The 16,494-nt window shown below is 34.7% G+C and carries 14 protein-coding genes and 1 other RNA gene; 7 read left to right on the forward strand and 8 right to left on the reverse strand.

Annotated elements, in window-relative coordinates; translation table 11 throughout:
• Positions 1-3,772 (reverse strand): Ig-like domain-containing protein (locus tag LBU54_RS12620; RefSeq protein ID WP_224530347.1); only part of this gene is annotated, 3,772 nt, incomplete at its 3' end.
• Positions 3,773-4,086: 314 nt separating this feature from the next.
• Here LBU54_RS12620 and LBU54_RS12625 point away from each other — a divergent pair.
• The 4 genes from LBU54_RS12625 to LBU54_RS12640 all read left to right on the forward strand — a co-directional run bounded on the left by LBU54_RS12625 (position 4,087) and on the right by LBU54_RS12640 (position 8,171).
• The gene (locus tag LBU54_RS12625; RefSeq protein ID WP_224530351.1) at positions 4,087-4,572 is read left to right on the forward strand and encodes a SixA phosphatase family protein; all 486 of its coding nucleotides are present in this window, start codon (positions 4,087-4,089) and stop codon (positions 4,570-4,572) included.
• Positions 4,572-6,626: a polyphosphate kinase 1 gene (ppk1, locus tag LBU54_RS12630; protein WP_224530353.1), complete on the forward strand. Its 2,055-nt coding sequence runs from the start codon at positions 4,572-4,574 to the stop codon at positions 6,624-6,626. The genes LBU54_RS12625 and ppk1 overlap by 1 nt, the downstream gene beginning before the upstream one ends.
• Before the next feature lies 1 nt (position 6,627).
• Complete coding sequence (locus LBU54_RS12635; protein ID WP_224530356.1) at positions 6,628-7,533, forward strand: Ppx/GppA phosphatase family protein; 906 nt, start codon at positions 6,628-6,630, stop codon at positions 7,531-7,533.
• Between the two features lie 107 nt (positions 7,534-7,640).
• Positions 7,641-8,171: a porin family protein gene (locus tag LBU54_RS12640; RefSeq protein ID WP_224530371.1), complete on the forward strand. Its 531-nt coding sequence runs from the start codon at positions 7,641-7,643 to the stop codon at positions 8,169-8,171.
• A 50-nt stretch (positions 8,172-8,221) separates the two neighbouring features.
• Here the strand turns inward: LBU54_RS12640 and miaE are convergent, their stop codons facing one another.
• Positions 8,222-8,803 carry a tRNA-(ms[2]io[6]A)-hydroxylase gene (gene miaE, locus LBU54_RS12645; protein WP_224530373.1) on the reverse strand — a complete coding sequence of 194 codons (582 nt, stop codon included), beginning with the start codon at positions 8,801-8,803 and terminating at the stop codon, positions 8,222-8,224.
• A 10-nt stretch (positions 8,804-8,813) separates the two neighbouring features.
• Positions 8,814-10,538 (reverse strand): DNA polymerase III subunit gamma/tau, encoded by a 1,725-nt coding sequence (locus LBU54_RS12650; RefSeq protein ID WP_224530375.1) that lies wholly within the window; start codon positions 10,536-10,538, stop codon positions 8,814-8,816.
• Positions 10,539-10,665: 127 nt separating this feature from the next.
• On the opposite strand from LBU54_RS12650, the gene rnpB reads away from it, so the two are divergent.
• An RNA gene (rnpB, locus tag LBU54_RS12655) (RNase P RNA component class A) lies at positions 10,666-10,974 on the forward strand.
• Between the two features lie 46 nt (positions 10,975-11,020).
• On the opposite strand, the gene LBU54_RS12660 is transcribed toward rnpB, so the two are convergent.
• From LBU54_RS12660 to LBU54_RS12680, 5 genes are all read right to left on the reverse strand, one after another.
• The gene (locus LBU54_RS12660) at positions 11,021-11,530 is read right to left on the reverse strand and encodes a nuclear transport factor 2 family protein (protein WP_224530378.1); all 510 of its coding nucleotides are present in this window, start codon (positions 11,528-11,530) and stop codon (positions 11,021-11,023) included.
• 19 nt (positions 11,531-11,549) lie between these two features.
• Complete coding sequence (locus LBU54_RS12665) at positions 11,550-12,080, reverse strand: nuclear transport factor 2-like protein (RefSeq protein ID WP_224530380.1); 531 nt, start codon at positions 12,078-12,080, stop codon at positions 11,550-11,552.
• Positions 12,081-12,224: 144 nt separating this feature from the next.
• A complete protein-coding gene (locus tag LBU54_RS12670; protein WP_224530383.1) occupies positions 12,225-12,758 on the reverse strand; it encodes an RsmD family RNA methyltransferase in 534 nt (177 codons plus the stop codon).
• Positions 12,758-13,567, reverse strand: coding sequence for a DUF3822 family protein (locus LBU54_RS12675; protein WP_224530385.1), 810 nt, complete (start codon positions 13,565-13,567; stop codon positions 12,758-12,760). The genes LBU54_RS12670 and LBU54_RS12675 overlap by 1 nt, the downstream gene beginning before the upstream one ends.
• A 2-nt stretch (positions 13,568-13,569) precedes the next feature.
• The gene (locus LBU54_RS12680) at positions 13,570-14,298 is read right to left on the reverse strand and encodes a hypothetical protein (RefSeq protein WP_224530387.1); all 729 of its coding nucleotides are present in this window, start codon (positions 14,296-14,298) and stop codon (positions 13,570-13,572) included.
• A gap of 153 nt (positions 14,299-14,451) precedes the next feature.
• On the opposite strand from LBU54_RS12680, the gene LBU54_RS12685 reads away from it, so the two are divergent.
• Together LBU54_RS12685 and LBU54_RS12690 are read left to right on the forward strand one after the other, a co-directional pair.
• Positions 14,452-15,894, forward strand: a complete 1,443-nt coding sequence (locus LBU54_RS12685) for an ATP-dependent DNA helicase (RefSeq protein WP_394370861.1) — start codon at positions 14,452-14,454, stop codon at positions 15,892-15,894.
• Between the two features lie 4 nt (positions 15,895-15,898).
• Entirely contained in the window at positions 15,899-16,474 is a 576-nt protein-coding gene (locus LBU54_RS12690) for a DUF4126 domain-containing protein (protein WP_224530396.1), read from the forward strand.
• The last annotated feature ends 20 nt before the right edge of the window (positions 16,475-16,494 follow it).

Below are 16,494 nucleotides of genomic sequence, written 5' to 3' on the forward strand. Positions count from 1 at the left end.
CATCAGAAGCCACAGCGCCACCGTTATTAGCCAACCATGTGTTAAGGTCGGCAGTATTACCAGCACCATCGCATTCTACAGTGCTATCGCTAGCAACAGTATCAATAGTTGGGTCGGTAGTATCTTGAACTGTTATAGTTTGCGTTGCTGTTGCAGTGTTGCTACAATTGTCTGTAATTGTAAATGTTCTTAAAACAGTAATTGGACAATTGTCAGTAGATGTAACAACATCAATATAAGTTATGCTTTGAATATTAAAATCATCAGAAGCATTATAACTTGGGTTAGAAGAAAATTCAGATTGTACATCACCAGATCCAGAATCATTAAAGTTAAATACTGAATTAGAGGAGGTGATATCACTTGTATCACAACCTTCAAAAGTTATATTCCCTGGAACTGAGATTTGTGGTGTTTCTGTATCATCATTCTCAACAGTTACACTTAGATTAAAAGTACAATCATTAGCATCTGTAACTAGAATATCATAATTGTTAGCGCTTAAATTTTCAAATAGACCACTAGATTGATTTGTAGTTCCATTGTCTATTGAATACTGATAAGGACTAGTACCACCACTTGCATTAATTGTAAAACTACCTGAATTGTTACCTATACAATCAGCATTAGTTATTCCAGAAGAATATGCTGTAAGAGCAACAGAAGGTTCAGTAATAATAACTTGATTTGTAGTTGTACAATCATTAGCATCGGTAATTGTGACATCATAAGTTCCGGCAGTTAATCCACTTAAATCTTGGTCTGTAGACCCGTTACTCCAACTATAGGTATATGGAGCTGTACCGCCTTGTACTTCTAAGTCAATAGCTCCTGTAGCTTCACCAAAACACAATACTTCTGTTGTACTATTAATAGAAGAAGTTAATACGTCTGGTTCTGAAACAGTGACTTCAATGGTATCAGTACAACTGTTATCATCTCGCACATAAACGGTGTAATTACCTGCGCTTAAGTTATTAAATGTACCAGTCGTATTACTAAAATCGATATTATCTAGGCTATAGGTATAAGGCTCAGTTCCGCCTGTTGCAGAGATAGTTAATGAACCATCAGATTCACCATTACAAGAAACGTCTTCTTTACTTGAAGTTGATTCAGTAAGTGTTATATCGAATACTTCGGCCACAAAATCACAAGTCAATTGTTCTGTACTTCCATCTGGGTAAGTATATGTTGCAGTGTAAATTACAGCAGTACTTCCATCAGGGAAAAGATCACCAGGATTGTAATTAGAGGTTACAGTAAAGTTAATTCCACCAATACAACTAGCATCTATAAGAGATGCATCATAATAAATACTGTCAATTTCAATCGTATCACCACCATTTGCGTCCGGACTATCAAAATTGAGTTTAAGCTTGTACGCACCATTTGGCACCGTATCAGGAATAATAATAGTTTGATTACCATCTGTGGTGATTCCATTAACCGAATCTGTATAGATTACAGCATTTGTGTCTGGATCTAGTAACTCTATTGTCCAATTAACAGTTGCTGTAACATCGATTAATTCAATATTAATATCGGTATCACCATTTTCAAATACAAAATATTGAGTTGGTGCAATTAAGTAAGAATCATCATATCTAGAACCAACTCCTGTAGATTGGAATAACCTAAGATTATCGCTACCGACTCTTTGGGCAAAATTAAATTCCCAACAATTGGTTCCAAAACTACTCTCAGGAAGATCAAATTCCATATTAAATGAATAGTCATCTCCCGGTACCGAAGTACAACATTGATATTTGAAAGTTGGTGGTTGCCAAAATACTGGCGTACCTAAATCGTCATTACTACATGCAATATCTATGGTTGGTGGACAATTTTCTACTATAATTTGACATGGAACTGCATCAGGTTCAGTAACTTCGGCAGAATTTGTTGTTGTACAACCATTAGCGTCGGTCACAGTAACATTATAAGTACCTGCAATTAAATTAGAAATATCTTCAGTGGTTTCACCATTACTCCAGGCAAATGTATAAGGAGCTGTTCCTCCAGTAACGCTTAAATCTATAGAGCCTGTATTTTCGCCATTACACGCTACATTAACAATATTTCTTGAAGATGATAACTGTTGAGAAGGTTGAGCAATTGTAAAATTACCTGTAATTGAACAGCCATTTGCATCAGTAATTGTGAGGCTATAATTTCCAGCTATAACATCTGTTAAATCTTCAGTTGTTGCACCATTATTCCATGAAAAGTTGAATGGCGCTTGGCCTCCAATAACAGTTATATCTATATCTCCTGTAGCTTCAGTTCTACATAAAACATCTGTGACAACAGATTCAAAATTAAGTGTTTCAACAATTATTGGATTACTAGTATAAGGTGTTTCACAACCAACTAATTTATTTCTCACAATCAATACGTAACTTCCTGGAGGAAGGCCAGAGAATATAGGTGAATCTTGATAATTGGTACCACCATCAATTGTGTATTCATATTCAGCTCCTAGAGGCCCTGTAACGGTGATATTAAACTCGTTAGGTGAACCACTACAACTTATGGTAAATGTTGGGTCGTCTGGTAATTCTACATAACTAAGAGTTACTTCAGCTGTATCACATACAGAGTTATTTGGAGCTGGTAGGCATACTTGAAACTCAAAAGTTACATCACCTGCAAAACCAGGAGAAGGTTCATAAGTGTAAGTACCATCAGGATTAAATGTAAATGACTGACCCGCTGGAGTTGGCCCAGAAACGATAGAATACGTTGAACCTGGTGGTACATTATTTTTTTCGTTTAAGTCGCCATTAAAGGTTCCATCAATACAATTAAATTCTTGTTGGTCAGAAGCGTATTTCTGTAAAATGAAAAATTTTCCGTCACCATCATCATTGGTTGCGGAAATAAACTCAATTTTAGTAATCATTGATCCTGTGGGCGCAATCCTATTGAGCTCGTATAAGGCAATTGCTATGGATTGGCCATTGCTAATTTCTCGATCCGATTCCCAATAATCGGAACCGGCCGAAGGCGGATTCGGTCCATCACCTCCCGTTAAATTTCCATCAGTCCTTACAAACGTATCACCTAATACAGTTTCTGTAGTTTGACCTGGTAAGGTACCATGTAATCGCACATAAAAACAGTTGTTACCACCACGCTCTGTTATAGCGATTATTCCACCAGCATTTGAAGGAATTGCAGGGTCATAAAATAAAGTTTGTTTCTGTGCATCGGTTTCAGGTACGCCATTGGTGCCATTTACGGCATCAAAATCTAAACAGATATTACGGCCATTTCCGTTAGAGCCAAAGAAAAAATTAAGATTACGTGATTGGAAGGCAGCTAGGGCTCTGTCATCCCATGGGGTGCTGTCGTTTATGTTTGGGGTTGCGGTAGCACTGGTACCTATCAATTCACCACTAAATGCGCCAGCCGTAAAAGGTGGTACTGCATTCTGGCTGTTTAGTATTATTGCGTTAGGATTATGACCGCCAGGGCCTAAACGTGTTAACTGATACCCTGATGGTACAGCAAATGTATTATATACGCCACCGTTTACCGTAATGGATTGAATAGTAGCGGCTCTATTGTTCTCAGTATCATTAATGTCACCATTACCATTGGTGTCTTGTATGTCTGACCACTGAAATGTAACACCAGTTCTAATTGAGGGTTCTTGCTGTCCTACGACCTGGGCTAGTCCATATAAGGGGATAAGGAAAAGTAGCATTAATATAAAATGCTTTCTCAATCTACCAGGTACAGAAATACAATTGTACTTGTTTTTCATATTACACATAATAACTTCTAATGTCACATGTCGCTAAAAGGCATGCCATTACCGCATAATGAGCAGACAGCAATTACGCTTTCAACATCATTTGTTTTTGTTCAACTTGATATACTGAGGGAAGTTCTATTAATGCAAAGTCGCTTAAGAATGGATTAATATGTTTTTGATTTGGGGTCATTTACATTAATTTTACAAACAAATGAAGTTATAAACAATTTTATAAACAAACATTAGTGTTAAAGCGGCAAAATAATCGATAAAACGGAAATACGCAACATTTTATCGATAAAAATTGCATTTAAACGAATCTTATGAAGACACTTATACTTATGCGACATGGTAAATCATCCTGGGAATTTAACGTTAATGACAAGGAAAGACCATTGAAAACCAGAGGTTTAAATGACGCTTCACTCGTGTCAAAACACTTCCTAATAAACAATACTATTCCTGAAAAAATTTTCTCAAGTCCAGCCAAAAGAGCGCACGAAACCTGTAAAATTTTCTTAAAAATGTCAGAAAAAAGCGAAAATGAAGTGACGATTATCGAGGATTTATATGACTTTAACGGTTCAAATGTTATTAATTTTTTAAGAAATCTAAAGGATTCTATTAATTCTGTAATGATATTTGGGCACAACCATGCATTCACGTCTATTTCTAATATATTTGGCGATAATTATATTGATAATCTACCAACGAGTGGTTTGGTTAAAATTATATTTGATACAAATAGTTGGAGAGCCATAGAGAAAGGCAAGACAGAATTAATTATCATTCCAAAGGAATTGCGTTAATGACAAAACATAAAAATCGATATATTAATAGAGAATTAAGCTGGTTACAGTTTAATGCAAGGGTTTTGCAGGAAGCAGCTGATGAGACTGTACCACTTATAGAGCGGCTTAGGTTTTTAGGTATCTTTTCAAATAACCTAGACGAGTTCTTTAAAGTAAGATATGCAACAGTAAAGCGTATCTATGAAGCTGGCAAGGGAGGGAAAAGCGAACTTGGTGGCATTAAGGCTGAGGAACTCTTAAACCAAATTACGGATGTTGTAATTAATCAACAGTCTGAAAGTCTTGACATTTTAGCTGATATCTACAAACAATTAGAATCTCACAACATTTATATAATTGACGAAAAAGGGATCGATGCCAATCATCATGACTTTATAAAGAATTACTACTATCAAGAGTTAAGTCCAGCATTAGTTGTCATAATTTTAAATGAGGATCTTGACTTACCTGAGTTAAAGGACAGTGCAGCATATCTCACCGTTAAAATGTCAAATAGTAAAGGAAAAGATAGGTTTGCGTTGATTGAGATATCTAAAAGTATGGATCGCTTTATCGTGCTACCTCAAAAAAATGGTTCGGATTATATTATTATGGTAGATGATATTTTGAGGTATTGTCTTGATGATATCTTTAACATCTTTACCTACGACGAAATTTCAGCTCATATGATAAAAATCACTAGAGATGGTGAATTGGACTTTGATAGTGATTTAAGTAAAAGTTTTGTTGAAAAATTGTCTTCCAGCGTCAAGGATCGCAAGAGTGGTGAGCCAGTCCGCTTTGTTTTCGATAAGCAAATAGATAAGGACACATTGGAGTACCTACTTCACATAATGGATATTGATTCTAAGGATAGTATAATACCAGGTGGTAGATATCATAATAGAAGGGATTACATGGGTTTCCCAAGTTTGGGAAGACAAAATTTGCTTTACCAAAAAATTAATCCGCTCCAAGTAAAGGGTTTAAGTTTACAAACCAGTATTTTTAAAACAATTGCAGATAAGGATTTTCTTGTTTACACACCTTACCACACCTTTTCTTATATCGTTAAGTTTTTGCGGGAAGCAGCTTTAGACCCAAGTGTTAAAACCATAAAAATCACAATTTACAGACTTGCACAAGTTTCCCATGTTGCAAGTTCACTTATAAACGCTGCTAAAAACGGAAAGGAAGTTATTGTTTCCATAGAATTGCGTGCTAGGTTTGATGAAGAGGCCAATATAAATTATGCAGAACAAATGCAGGATGCAGGCGTGAAAATGCTTTTTGGTGTTACTGGATTAAAGGTACACTGCAAAATGTGTGTTGTTGAGCGCGAGGAAAATAGCAAGCTTAAACGCTATGGATTTATTAGTACTGGTAATTTTAATGAATCTACAGCCAAGATTTACACAGATTTTACATTGCTTACATCCAACTCAAAAATTCTTAAGGATATAAATAAGGTCTTTGGTTTTTTCGAAGTGAATTATAAAATCTATCGATACAAGCACATCATAACTTCACCACACTATACCAACTCAAAGTTGAATGCATTAATCAACCAAGAAATTGAAAATGCACAACAAGGTAAACCTGCTTACATCAAACTGAAAATGAACAGTATTTCTAATTATGAAATCATTGATAAACTTTATGAGGCTAGTAGAGCTGGGGTAAAGATTCAAATGATAGTTAGAGGCTTATGTTGTTTGGTGCCTGGTGTAGAAGGTATGAGCGAAAATATTGAGATAATCAGTATCGTCGATAAATTTTTGGAACACACGCGTTTGTTTATTTTTTCAAATAATGACGACCCGAAGATTTTTATTTCTTCTGCAGATTGGATGACACGAAATATCCACACAAGAGTAGAAGTAACCTGTCCTATCTATGATGAGGACATAAAAAACGAACTGCAAGAATTATTTGAGATTTGCTGGAGGGATAATGTAAAAGCCAGAATCATTAATGAGTATCAGGATAATACGTATAAACGTAACATTAAAGAAAAGGTAAGAGCTCAATTTGAGACGTATAATTACTATTTAAAAAAATTAGAGGGATAATATGCTGAAGATTGAAAAATATGCTGCAATAGATATTGGTTCTAACGCGGTTAGGTTATTAATTTCAAATATAATTGAGCAACCTGGTAAACCAGTTGTGTTTAAGAAAAATTCATTGGTAAGGGTACCTATTAGACTAGGTGCTGATGTTTTTATGAATGGTGAAATCTCAGAATACAATCAACAGCGCATGCTAGATACCATGATGGCTTTTAGTTTACTTATTAAATCTCATGGTGTTGTAAGGTATAAAGCTTGTGCAACCTCTGCTATGCGCGAGGCTAACAACAGTGGCCAATTAAGTAAAAAAATACTCGATTCGTGTGGTATAAGTATAGATATTATTGATGGAGAAGAAGAAGCAGCGATTATTGCGGCGACTGATTTAAATACCTATATAGATCCCAATAAAACTTACCTTTATGTAGATGTGGGTGGTGGTAGTACAGAGTTTTCAATTATTCATAATGGTGAAAAAGTGAAATCTAAATCGTTTAAAATTGGAACCGTAAGGTTATTGAACGATATCGTTAAAAACGAAACATGGGTGGAGCTTGAAAAGTGGATTAAAGAAAGCACCAAAGATTACTATAAGATTGATCTCATAGGTTCCGGTGGAAATATTAACAAGATTTTTAAAATCTCAGGTAAGGATCTTGGTAAACCACTTACGTATTTTTATCTCACAACTTATTATAAGACATTGCAAAGTTACTCTTACGAGGAGCGAATAACAGAGCTTGATTTAAACCAGGATAGAGCAGATGTAATAATTCCCGCTACACGAATATACTTGTCTGCTATGAAATGGAGTGGAGCAAAGCACATTTATGTTCCAAAAATAGGACTCTCAGATGGTATTATTAAAAGTGTTTATTACGAGACAGTTTCAAGTGAAGTTGTCTAGTTCTTATTACTTTTAATTGTATTTTGTCCGTAGAATTAACCAATAAATCCAGTAAAGGCAATATTTTTGATTTTTTAATTTATATTGGCCATCTCAAATTTATTATTATGAAAAAATATGTATTAGCCATTATTGTTGTTTGTTTTACAAGTGTATCTATGGCTCAAGATGTTAGTTATGGTATTCGAGGTGCTTTAAATATTTCTAATCTCGATTTTGATCCTGATGCAAATTTTGAAAATAAACACCGCAACGGATTTGCGTTTGGTGGGTTTGCTGAGTTTGGTCTTTCTGATAATGTCTCCCTTCTTACAGAATTACAGTGGTCTGCAGAAGGAGGAAAAGACGAAGATTTAAGAGCAGATTACATTCAGTTACCAATACAACTTAGATTATCTACTTCAGATCGTTTTTCATTAGGTGTAGGGCCTCAAGTTGCACTTAAAACATGGAAAAACGAAGATGCTTTCGCAACTTTTGCCTTTTCTGGTGTTGTTGGTGCAGAATATATGATTACATCAGATTTATTTATTGATGCAAGATTTTCATTTGGATTATCAAATATTCTAGATGAAGATTTTACAAATAGTGAAGCCAAAAACAATGTGATACAATTTGGTTTTGGTATGAAAATATAACAGGTTATCAGTATAGAACAAGAAAAAGCTTCGGGAAACCGAAGCTTTTTTTATCCATGTATAGTCTCTTTAGTGCCGAGATTTTTCATTATTACGGCTTCATAATTTAAAAGTTCCTGCCACTTTTTATCAACTTCTTCCCGGTTACCATATTTTCTCGCAAACTTCAAAAACATAGTATAATGTCCTGCCTCGCTTATCATGAGTTTTCTATAGAATTTTGCTAATTTTTTATCTTCTAGCTCTTCTGATAAAAGCCTAAATCGCTCACAACTCCGTGCTTCAATTAATGCCGCGTATAATAATCGGTGTACCAACTGTGTAGTTCTGCTTCCACCTTTTGGAAAGAACTTCATTAATTCTACAACATAAGCATCTTTACGATCTCGGCCTAAAATCCAACCTCTTTCTATTATTTTATCATGGACCATCTTAAAATGGCTCATTTCCTCATTGACAAGATCTGTCATTGCCTGAACAAGTTCTGTATATTCCGGAAAACTCACAATTAGTGAAATTGCAGTACTAGCGGCCTTTTGTTCACAATAGGCATGATCGGTAAGTACTTCTTCAATGTTTTTTTCTACAATATTTACCCATCGTGGGTCAGTTGGTAATTTTAATCCTAGCATAGCATTAATTTTAAATATCTAGACCAAACGTTTTTCGCAGAACATCAATATTTGGGTTCTTTTCTTTTAATTTCTCATATTTTTCTTGAGGTGTAAAAGCATATTTTTTGGCAATTTCTTCATTTACTGTAATATCGAGATGCAAGTCGTAATTATTTAGGGTCTTTTTTAAATAAGTAAGTAATGGAAATTGCGCTTTTTCTAGTTCTAGTTTGTTTGTATTGTTAGAATAGGTAAGGCAGATAGCTGTTTCATTAATTTTTGGAGTTTCCATCTCAAAAATAGAGGCCAAAATTTTCTCACCCTTACGTTGTAATGACTGTGTATAGTCATTCCATGCCTTTATTAAATCGTCCTGTTTCACAGGTTGGCGTGGTAATTCTTCCTCATCAACAACAACATCCAGTTGTTTAATTTTGTGCTCCTTTTTTTCTTTTATACTTTTTAATGAAAGTCCAGATATAATTTTGGTAGGTTTATTAATCGAAATATTGGGTACGCTCGGCTCTGCTACTGCTTTTGCAACTGGCTCTTCAACTGTTATTAGCTCTTCTTGTAATTGTAGTTTAGGTGCTTTATCGGCTTTTTCTATCAGGATCTGAACAGGAATAGATTCAATTCCCTTGGATTTAAAATAGGACGGTGGTATTATAAAGTGTTTACTGTTTTTTTTTTCTCCATCAAAAGTGATAGAGGCCAATTGCATTAATGTTAATTCAACAAGTAAACGCTGGTTTTTACTACTCTTGTACTTCAAATCACACTCATTCGCAAGATTAATTCCTTCCAATAAAAAATTGTGGGTTGTTCTTTTGCTTTGGTCAATATATTTTTGCTTAGTGTCTTCACCAACCTCTAGGAGCTCAATAGTCTCTTGGTTTTTACATACCATTAAATCTCTGAAATGAGATGCAAGTCCTGCAATGTAATGATGTCCGTCAAAGCCTTTTGCTAAAACGGAGTTAAACTGCAACAATAAATCAGGAATCTTATTTTCCAATATCAGATCAGTACTTTTGAAATAGGTCTCATAATCCAGCACATTTAGGTTTTCGGTAACGGCTTGTCTGGTCAAGTTGTTGCCTGAAAAACTTACTACACGATCAAAAATAGACAAAGCGTCTCTCATTGCACCATCTGCTTTTTGTGCTATAATATGAAGCGCGTCATCTTCCGCTGTAACGCCTTGTTCTTCTGCGATATATTTAAGATAGTTTTTTACATCGCTTACAGTTATTCGCTTAAAATCGAAAATTTGGCAACGGGAAAGAATGGTCGGTATAATTTTATGCTTTTCCGTTGTTGCTAAAATGAAAATACAATGTTTTGGTGGTTCTTCGAGCGTTTTAAGAAACGCATTAAATGCTGCTTGAGACAACATGTGTACCTCATCTATAATATACACCTTGTATTTACCAATTTGAGGTGGAATTCTGACTTGATCTGTTAGATTTCTAATATCATCTACCGAATTATTTGAAGCTGCGTCAAGTTCAAAAATGTTAAAGGCAAAATCTTCGTTTTCATTAGTATTTCCATCGCTATTAATCATTTTGGCTAAGATCCTTGCGCAAGTAGTTTTACCCACACCACGTGGACCTGTAAATAACAATGCCTGTGCTAAATGATTATTCTCAATAGCGTTTAGTAAGGTATTTGTAATAGCCTGCTGACCCACAACATCTTTGAATGTTTGCGGTCTGTATTTTCTAGCGGATACTACAAAATGTTCCATGCAATTTGATTGAATAACAAAGTTAAAAAGATCGGCTAAATTAAAGAATTATGCTCCTCTAAAATGATAGGAGTTATTAACAATTAGTGACATGACTTTGATGGTATAATTATTGTACATTTATGACCAAGTTAATCGCCTTATCGCTGTTCTGTATAAGCAGAATGGAGGAAAGTCCGAACACCGTAGTGCAACATAGTGGTTAACAGCCACCAGTCGAGAGGCTAGGAAAAGTGCAACAGAAAGTATGTACAGGTTAAGCTGTAGTGAAATCCGGTAAACTCTATGTGGTGCAATGTCATGTAAACCAACGTTTAAGGGTTGCACGCCCGATGTTGGAGGGTAGACAGCTAGAGTGTATTGGTAACAATACTCTTAGATAAATGATAAGGGCTCAATTGGAGTACAGAATTCGGCTTACAGATTTACTTATATTAAAAACCCTTCTGGAATACAGAAGGGTTTTTTATTAAAGCTAATTATTATTGCTCTTCTGAAGCCTCAGCTTCTAATTCATTTTGCATTGCAGTTAATGCAGCATTCATTGCTGTAGCATCAAAGTAAATGTGTTCCTCAGTTATTTTGCCTTCTGTAAATTGAACTGCTAGATGAACAGGCATGGATAGCTCTGTACCATTTACCATTGTACCACTATGCTGTGCCCAATAATAAACCCATATTTCATCATCTTTGTCAAGCACCATTTCAATATAGTCATTATCCTTGTCAAATCCATAGGATGAGAAAGCTTCAGTCATAGCTGAAAGTTCAGTTCTTCGTTCTGCTAAGGTAATCGGGTCTTTTGAGTTTACATAAATTTTGGCTGTATCGGCAAAGTGACTTCTCCACTTTTCCCAATCGCCACTTTCGTAAGCCACGATACCCGCTTCTAAGGTTTTGGTTTCAGCTGATTCTGCAAAATAACGTTGTTTTTGCTTCTCACACGAAGTAAAACAAATGATTAGAACCCCTAGTAATAATAAATTTTTCATATAGTTTAATTTAATTTAGTTAATCTTCTTTAGGTGGTGTAATTGTATAGCCTAATTTCTCAACAACTGCCATATTATCAAAATAAGTGGTGCTGCTGATTATTTTTCCGTCGGCTACACGCGCCGTAAGTTGATAAGGTATTTCTATATCCTTACCGTCTTGTGTAAAACTGTACGTTCCCCACTGTGATACCCAATGACCTGCTAATTCCCCTTGAGTTACTTTAAATGTTTGAGACACAAAACCTATACTTTGATTGGTTCGAACTTTATGTGCTTCCATCCAATTTTTCATAGATTCTTGCTTTGCAACTGAGTCGTTAGCAGCTGGGCCATAGCTCATATATTTTTCATGGAGAAGACTTTCTGCAACTGACATTTTGTTGTTGATCAAAGCGTTTACATAGTCCCCAACAACTTTCATATCTGCTTCCGCAGTTGGGTTGTCTACTACCATTTCTTTATAGCTTGGGGTGTCGTCTTGAGAAAAAGATAACTGATTAAATAAAATAAAGCATAATAATACTAATGTTGTTTTTACAATTTTCATTATTGTTTGGTTTTGGTTAATAACTAATTATTCATACCAAAAGAAGTGAAAAACAAAGCAGAAATAAAGAATAAATCTTTGAAAGGCTTTTAAAGGTAGTGAAAAAGATTGATTAAGAAAGAGCCTACATTTTTGACTAATAGATTATTCGAAAAAACTAAAAGCATTACCACCGTACGACTTTGTAAATGAAAAATTATTAATATTGCTCAAATCGGTATGTTTGGAATGCTCTATTATTAAAAGACCGCTTTCTTCAAGCAAATTGTTTTTGAAAACTAATTCTGGTATTTGTTCAAATAAATTTTGGTCGAAATCATAAGGGGGATCAGCAAAGATAATTGTGAATTGTTTTGTGTTGTTTTCCAAAAATCTAAACACGTCGGAACGAACAGCTTCAATAGGCATGTCCAGTGATTCTGATGTTTGCCTTATGAATTTTATACAGCCAAAATTATCATCTACTGCTAAAATATTTTCAGTGCCGCGTGAAGCAAATTCATAGGCTATATTTCCTGTTCCTGAAAATAAATCGAGAACGGTTATTTCGTCAAAATAATAGCGGTTATTCAAGATGTTGAATAATGCCTCTTTTGCCATATCTGTTGTTGGTCTAACAGGTAATTTCTTTGGTGCTAATAGTTTCCTTCCTTTATGTAAGCCTGAGATAATTCGCACTAAAATGAGTTCAATATTATGAAGTTTTTGTGATATGGCACTTTTTTTAGTGCCTCACTAAAATCAAATGAATATTTCGTTTCAATTATATTAACATGACGCACATATGTGTATAAAACGTGGAATAATTCATCATCCTTTTCAATATTACCAGATAATTCTACAATTGTGACCTCTACATCCAATTGCAATTGTTCAAAGACAAAAAGAATATAATAAATGAAATCTTCTTTGCTACTGTAATCAAATACATTAAATAATTGGAGTTCATTTGCCTTATATACCAAAACTTCAATAGTAGAACGGTTCACATTTACCAATAGTTTTGGTTTGTCATATGTTGAATCTGCATTTTGAAGTATCGCATCAATCAATATACTGGAAGCGTGTTTATAAGTGAATGATCCAAAAGTGTCAAAGATAAAGTTGTTGATATTTACATAAGGGACGTAGACATTAATACTTTTATTTACCTCTAGTTGGTCTGTTGCTATAAAATCGGTCTTTAAAATTTTTGAATTAAACTTTAAGTAATCAACTTTATAGTGTTTATCATAAAGTGATTCCGGAACCAAAGAAGCAATTTCGTTTTGATGTATAACCAAAACTTCCTTGAAATCCTGAGAAAAAATGGGATTTGAACTTAGCTCTGTTTTTAGTCTAGATAAAATATCAAAAGGACTTAAGCGCGATTCAAACTCTACGCTTTTTAAGAATTCAATCTCATTTAGTGTTCTATTTAATATGCAAAAAGAAAGTCCATTCAAATCTACTTGAATGGACAATTCCTTAATATTATTTTTAGTCAAAACTACTGTTTTTTAGAATAGTTTTTTGGCCAGTTTCCTGTCGTGTTAACCTCTTCCATAGAACCTACTGTTAGTTTAGGTCCATTTACACCATCTACAGAAACAACTTGCTTCTCTTTTTCGACCAAGTACTTTTCTTGATCGTTCAGTATTACGGCCTTTTCTACACTTGCTTGGAAAACAGGGATGTCCTCAAGTTTACCTGCTTCTAATTTAAATTTAGCACCATCTTCACCCACACCTACATTGGCCATTGTTTTGTAACGATCACTTCCTTTAAAAATAGAGTCTTTAACAAACCAGTGGTCTAAGGTATCTATAAGGGTGATGGTCTTCATGGTCTCAACACCGCCAAAAGCTCGCGTGCGTTCTTCATCCAATACAAGGGTATCTCTTCTCTGCGTAATAGGTACACTATCAACTTCTATAAAATTTATCAATTTATCAAAAGTATCTGCATACTCACCTTTTACCTCTTTATAAGCTAATTGCGAATCTCTAATATCTATTAAGCGTTCGATAACTACAGCATAGCGCTTAACTTTAAGTTGGTTAAATTGAATTTCTTTATATACAGACATAAACGTAATGTAACCCAAGTATATGATCAAACCCCAAAGAAGAATGTTGATTATAGGTTTAAGTTTACTTGGCACAAACTTGTCTATTAACCAAACGATACCAATGGTTAACAATATAATTACGACGACAGCGATGATTACGTTTAACATATTTTTATTAATTAATTAGGTCTATCGCAAATCTACAATTTTTTTTTATTCGTAAAAACTATCTAAATAAAAAACGCTTAAAATAGAGAACAGACATCTAAATGACATTTTTAAGGTAGAATAATGCTATCTTGCTTATCTATTTTTCTATATATGATTACCAATGCTTCTGCATTTTATTCGCTTATTAAATCTAAGTTTCCTTTTGTACCTACAGCCAAGCAAGATAAGGTCCTTATGCAGTTGTCACAATTTGTATTTGACAAATCATCCAATACCCTATATTTACTAAAAGGCTATGCTGGTACTGGTAAAACAAGTATTGTTGGTACACTTGTTGCCAATTTGTGGCAGGCTAAGACAAGTGCAGTATTATTAGCACCAACTGGTAGAGCAGCAAAGGTGATTTCTAATTATTCGAAAAAGGAGGCTTTTACGATTCATAAAAAGATATATTTTCCTAAAAAGGAAAAGGGTGGTGGTGTAAAGTTTGTTATGCAACCTAATAAACACAGGAATACCATTTTCATTGTTGATGAAGCGTCAATGATACCAGATGTGCCTTCAGACTCAAAATTATTTGAAAATGGTTCACTTCTAGATGACTTGATGCAATACGTATATTCTGGCCACCACTGTAAACTTCTCCTAATTGGCGATATGGCTCAGTTACCTCCAGTAAAGTCCGATTTAAGCCCTGCCTTGGACGAAGGCAAACTAAGTTTAAACTATAATAAAGAAGTATTAAGCATAGAATTAGATGAAGTGGTACGACAAGAACAAGATTCTGGTATCTTGGAAAATGCAACAGAATTAAGAGCCGTATTGGAATCGAATTTTTATGACAGCTTTAAGTTTAATGTATCGCCTTATAAGGATATCGTAAGATTGACGGATGGTTACGAAATTATGGATGCTATAAATGATGCCTACAGTAATGAAGGGTATGAAGAAACAGCTATTATTGTAAGAAGTAACAAGCGTGCCAACCTTTATAACAAACAAATCAGAGAACGAATTTTATTTAATGAAACTGAATTATCTGCTGGTGATTATCTCATGGTAGTAAAAAATAACTATTTCTGGATTAAGCCTACCACGGAAGCAGGTTTTATAGCAAATGGCGACATTATTGAAGTATTAGAGATTTTCAATATTAAAGAGTTATACGGTTTTAAATTTGCCGAGGTGAAAATTAAAATGGTCGATTATCCTAGAATGAGGCCTTTTGAAACGGTTTTGTTGCTGGACACCATAAATGCGGAAAGTGCCTCTCTAACTTATGAAGAGTCTAATAGGCTTTATCAAGAGGTAGCAAAGGACTATGCTAACGAAGCATCCAATTACAAGCGATTCCTTGGAGTAAAAAACAATAAGTACTTTAACGCACTACAGGTTAAATTTTCTTATGCCATAACATGCCATAAGTCACAAGGCGGTCAGTGGAATACCATTTTTATTGAGCAACCTTACTTACCCAATGGTATGGATAAAGATTATATAAGGTGGTTGTATACAGCAGTTACTAGAGCTAAAGAAAAGTTATATCTCATTGGCTTTAAAAATGAAATGTTTGCTGAAAATCAACTAAATTAAGAATATGACTTCAGAAACAGTCTTGAGTATATTTCTTGGAATTGGTCTCGCAGCTTCAGTTGGCTTTAGGGTCTTTTTGCCACTTTTCGTGCTCAGCTTAGCTTCATATTTTGAGTTATGGGAACTTAATGATTCGTGGCAATGGATTGGAAGTACTCTGGCTTTAATCACCCTAGGCGTTGCAACTCTAGTTGAAGTTATTGCTTATTATATCCCTGTAATCGATAATGCACTAGATACAATTGCACTGCCATTGGCAACAATTGCTGGTACTGCCGTAATGGTATCTACCATTTCAGATTTAAGTCCCGTTATTACATGGGCACTTGCTATTATTGCAGGTGGAGGTACTGCAACTGCAATAAAAAGTACAACGAGTACAACCCGACTTGGGTCAACCCTGTCGACCGCAGGTATTGCAAATCCAGTTTTTTCAACTATTGAGACTATTGTTTCGATTATTATGTCCATTATCTCAATTTTTCTGCCAATTTTGGGAATGGTGTTGGTAATTATTATACTTTATTTATTCTTTAAAGTGTACAAAAAGATAAAACCCAAACGAAAAAACTCAGGCTAAACCCTTATTTTTGATTTGCT

The organism is Winogradskyella alexanderae (assembly GCF_020166335.1).
In the GTDB taxonomy this organism is placed as follows: Bacteria; Bacteroidota; Bacteroidia; order Flavobacteriales; family Flavobacteriaceae; genus Winogradskyella; species Winogradskyella alexanderae.

Coding starts and splice junctions, on each gene's coding strand:
- LBU54_RS12625 (WP_224530351.1), top strand. CDS start 4,087: ATGAAGACACTTATACTTATGCGACATGGTAAATCATCCTGGGAATTT.
- ppk1 (WP_224530353.1), top strand. CDS start 4,572: ATGACAAAACATAAAAATCGATATATTAATAGAGAATTAAGCTGGTTA.
- LBU54_RS12635 (WP_224530356.1), top strand. CDS start 6,628: ATGCTGAAGATTGAAAAATATGCTGCAATAGATATTGGTTCTAACGCG.
- LBU54_RS12640 (WP_224530371.1), top strand. CDS start 7,641: ATGAAAAAATATGTATTAGCCATTATTGTTGTTTGTTTTACAAGTGTA.
- miaE (WP_224530373.1), bottom strand. CDS start 8,803: ATGCTAGGATTAAAATTACCAACTGACCCACGATGGGTAAATATTGTA.
- LBU54_RS12650 (WP_224530375.1), bottom strand. CDS start 10,538: ATGGAACATTTTGTAGTATCCGCTAGAAAATACAGACCGCAAACATTC.
- LBU54_RS12660 (WP_224530378.1), bottom strand. CDS start 11,530: ATGAAAAATTTATTATTACTAGGGGTTCTAATCATTTGTTTTACTTCG.
- LBU54_RS12665 (WP_224530380.1), bottom strand. CDS start 12,080: ATGAAAATTGTAAAAACAACATTAGTATTATTATGCTTTATTTTATTT.
- LBU54_RS12680 (WP_224530387.1), bottom strand. CDS start 14,298: ATGTTAAACGTAATCATCGCTGTCGTCGTAATTATATTGTTAACCATT.
- LBU54_RS12685 (WP_394370861.1), top strand. CDS start 14,452: ATGATTACCAATGCTTCTGCATTTTATTCGCTTATTAAATCTAAGTTT.
- LBU54_RS12690 (WP_224530396.1), top strand. CDS start 15,899: ATGACTTCAGAAACAGTCTTGAGTATATTTCTTGGAATTGGTCTCGCA.